Below are 3,439 nucleotides of genomic sequence, written 5' to 3' on the forward strand. Positions count from 1 at the left end.
GATCCTCGCCCTGTGCCTGCAGGAGCACCGCGTCGGCGAGAACCTGTGGCAGGAGTGGTGGGGCGGCCTGAACCCGTTCGGGACGGCGGCGGAACCGGTCGTACGGCATCTGGTCGAGCAGGGCTACCTGGAGCGGGACGGCGGCACGCTGTTCATCGGCCCGGAGGCCGAACGCCGCTTCGGGCAGCGGCACTTCATGAACCTCACGGCCTCGTTCACCGCGCCCCCGGAGTTCACCGTCCTCAGCGGGCGCACGGAGATCGGCCGCACGGACCCGGATCTGCTCACCGAGGAGGTGGAAGGGCCCCGCAAGCTGCTGCTGGCAGGCCGCAGTTGGCTGGTCACCTACATCGACTGGCGGCGCCGGCGCTGCTTCGTGGAGCCGGCGGACGAGGGCGGGCGTGCCAAGTGGAGCGGATTCGGGCCGGTGCGCGTCCGTTCCCGGGCCCTGACCCGGGCCGCTCGTGACGTGCTGCTCGGCAGCGACCCGCCGGTGGTCCTCACCCGGCGGGCCACGGCGCGGCTCGCCGAGGCGCGGGAGGCGCACCTGCACGTCGTCCACCCGGGCGGCACGCTCATCACCCGGGACGGGGACGGGGACGTGCGCTGGTGGACCTGGGCGGGACACCGGGCGAACGCCACCCTGGCGGCCTCCCTCTCCTCCGTCACGGTCCCGCACCGGCGGGTGGACGACCGGTTCATCGCCCTGCGCGACGACCTCACGGCGCAGGCCTGGCAGGCGGCGCTGGCCGACGCGCGCGCCGGCCTCACCCTGCCCGAGGTCGACGTCCGCGCCGTACGCGGCCTGAAGTTCGCCGAGGCCCTGCCCGGGCGGCTGGCGGAGGCCACCCTGGCGGCCCGGCTGGCGGACGAGGCGGGCGCACGGGCGGTCCTGGCGGAGACCGTGCGGTTCGTCGTCCGGCAGGAGGGCTGAGGGCGGCGCCTTCCCAGGGAACGCGGTGGCAACTGCTTTCAAGGGGCGCGGGGAACTGCGCGAGCAACCGCAGTCGAGCCGCACCCGGCATCGGAACCCCGCGGGGCAGGATCCCGAACGCCGGTGCCCGGCACCCCTGAAGGGGTGCCGGGCACCGGCGATTCGGCTCAGCTCAGCGGAGCGGCTCAGTGGGCGTGGCCGTGGCCGTGGCCCCCGGCGGCCGGCTCCTCCTCTTCCTTCTTCTCGACGACCAGGGTCTCGGTCGTGAGCAGGAGGGAGGCGATGGAGGCGGCGTTCTCCAGGGCGGAGCGGGTGACCTTCACCGGGTCGATGACGCCGGCCTTGATCAGGTCGCCGTACTCGCCGGTGGCGGCGTTGTAGCCGCTGCCCTTCTCCAGCTCCGCCACCTTGGAGACGATGACGTAGCCCTCGAGGCCGGCGTTCTCGGCGATCCAGCGCAGCGGCTCGACGGCGGCGCGGCGGACGACCGCGACACCCGTGGCCTCGTCGCCGGTCTTGCCGAGGTTGTCCTCCAGGACCTTCACGGCGTGGACGAGCGCGGAGCCACCACCGGAGACGATGCCCTCCTCGACCGCGGCGCGGGTCGCGGAGATGGCGTCCTCCAGACGGTGCTTCTTCTCCTTCAGCTCCACCTCGGTGGCGGCGCCGACCTTGATCACGCACACGCCGCCGGCCAGCTTCGCGAGGCGCTCCTGGAGCTTCTCGCGGTCCCAGTCGGAGTCGGTGTTCTCGATCTCGGCCTTGATCTGCGCGACGCGGCCCTCCACGTCCTCCTTCTTGCCGGCGCCGTCGACGATCGTGGTGTCGTCCTTGGTGACGGTGACGCGGCGGGCGGAGCCGAGGACGTCCAGACCGGCCTGGTCGAGCTTGAGGCCGACCTCCTCGGAGATGACGGTGGCGCCGGTGAGGATCGCCATGTCCTGCAGCATCGCCTTGCGGCGGTCGCCGAAGCCGGGCGCCTTGACCGCGGTGGCGTTGAACGTGCCGCGGATCTTGTTGACGACCAGGGTGGACAGGGCCTCGCCCTCGACGTCCTCGGCGATGATCAGCAGCGGCTTCGAGGCGTTCGCCTGGATGATCTTCTCGAGGAGCGGGAGCATGTCCGCGATCGCGGAGATCTTGCCCTGGTGGATCAGGATGTACGGGTCGTCGAGGACGGCCTCCATACGCTCCTGGTCCGTCACGAAGTACGGCGACAGGTAGCCCTTGTCGAAGGCCATGCCCTCGGTGAAGTCCAGCTCCAGACCGAAGGTGTTGGACTCCTCGACGGTGATGACGCCGTCCTTGCCGACCTTGTCCATCGCCTCGGCGATGAGCTCGCCGACCTGCTGGTCCTGGGCGGACAGCCCGGCCACGGCGGCGATGTCGGACTTCTCGTCGATCGGGCGCGCCGAGGCGTGCAGGTCGTCGGAGACGGCCTTGACCGCGGCGTCGATGCCCTTCTTCAGGGCGGCCGGGGAGGCGCCGGCGGCGACGTTCTTCAGGCCTTCGCGCACCAGCGCCTGGGCGAGCACGGTGGCGGTGGTGGTGCCGTCACCCGCGATGTCGTTGGTCTTGGTCGCCACCTCCTTCACCAGCTGGGCGCCGAGGTTCTCGTACGGGTCCTCGATCTCGACCTCGCGGGCGATGGTGACGCCGTCGTTGGTGATGGTGGGGGCGCCGAACTTCTTGTCGATGACGACGTTGCGGCCCTTGGGGCCGATCGTCACCTTGACCGTGTCGGCAAGCTTGTTGACGCCGCGCTCGAGGGCGCGACGGGCGTCCTCGTCGAACTTCAGGATCTTCGCCATGGCAGCGGGAGCCCTCTCGGAATCTGATGGAAAGACACTGCGCCCCGGGCGCCCGGCCTGTTATCGGTCGCGGGGGCCAGGGGCGCAGCTCACAGCAGGGGTGCTGAGGTGACTTACTTCTCGATGATCGCGAGCACGTCGCGGGCCGAGAGAACGAGGTACTCCTCGTTGTTGTACTTCACCTCGGTGCCGCCGTACTTGCTGTAGAGCACGACGTCGCCGACCTTGACGTCGAGCGGAAGACGGTTGCCCTCCTCGAAGCGGCCCGGGCCCACGGCCAGGACGACGCCCTCCTGGGGCTTCTCCTTGGCGGTGTCCGGAATGACCAGGCCAGAGGCCGTGGTCTGCTCGGCGTCCAACGGCTGGACCACGATGCGGTCCTCGAGCGGCTTGATGGCAACCTTGGAGCTGGCGGTCGTCACGATCCGACCTCCCCCTTCGGAGATCTCACGGGGTTAACTGTCTGAGGTGGCGACCAGGTCGATCCGTCGTCGCGGGTGCCGGACCTGCCCGTCGCTTTGTTGGCACTCTCCAGGGGGGAGTGCCAGACCTGAGACTATGACCGCGATTAGCACTCGGTCAAGCGGAGTGCCAATTGCCTCGTGGCGCGTCGGCCGGGGGTGCCTTGTTCTGAGCGTCTGCGCAAGGTCCCGTTTCTTGCAGTGACCGGCCCTGGGGGCTGCCGCCCCCAGAC

General features: G+C 70.3%; 2 protein-coding genes and 1 pseudogene. 1 reads left to right on the plus strand and 2 read right to left on the minus strand.

Annotated elements, in window-relative coordinates:
* Nucleotides 1–934 (plus strand): annotated as a pseudogene (locus C1I97_RS33605) (DEAD/DEAH box helicase); the annotation flags it as partial.
* Nucleotides 935–1,119: 185 nt separating this feature from the next.
* Here the strand turns inward: C1I97_RS33605 and groL are convergent.
* A complete protein-coding gene (gene groL / locus C1I97_RS33610; protein ID WP_111006803.1) occupies nucleotides 1,120–2,745 on the minus strand; it encodes a chaperonin GroEL in 1,626 nt (541 codons plus the stop codon).
* Nucleotides 2,746–2,858: 113 nt separating this feature from the next.
* A complete protein-coding gene (gene groES / locus C1I97_RS33615; protein ID WP_111006804.1) occupies nucleotides 2,859–3,167 on the minus strand; it encodes a co-chaperone GroES in 309 nt (102 codons plus the stop codon).
* Nucleotides 3,168–3,439: the final 272 nt, after the last annotated feature.

The organism is Streptomyces sp. NTH33 (genome assembly GCF_003236365.1).
GTDB lineage: Bacteria > Actinomycetota > Actinomycetes > Streptomycetales > Streptomycetaceae > Streptomyces.

Bases quoted from the DNA above. Each gene is read 5' to 3' on its own strand.
- groL (WP_111006803.1), bottom strand. From the start codon at position 2,745: ATGGCGAAGATCCTGAAGTTCGACGAGGACGCCCGTCGCGCCCTCGAG.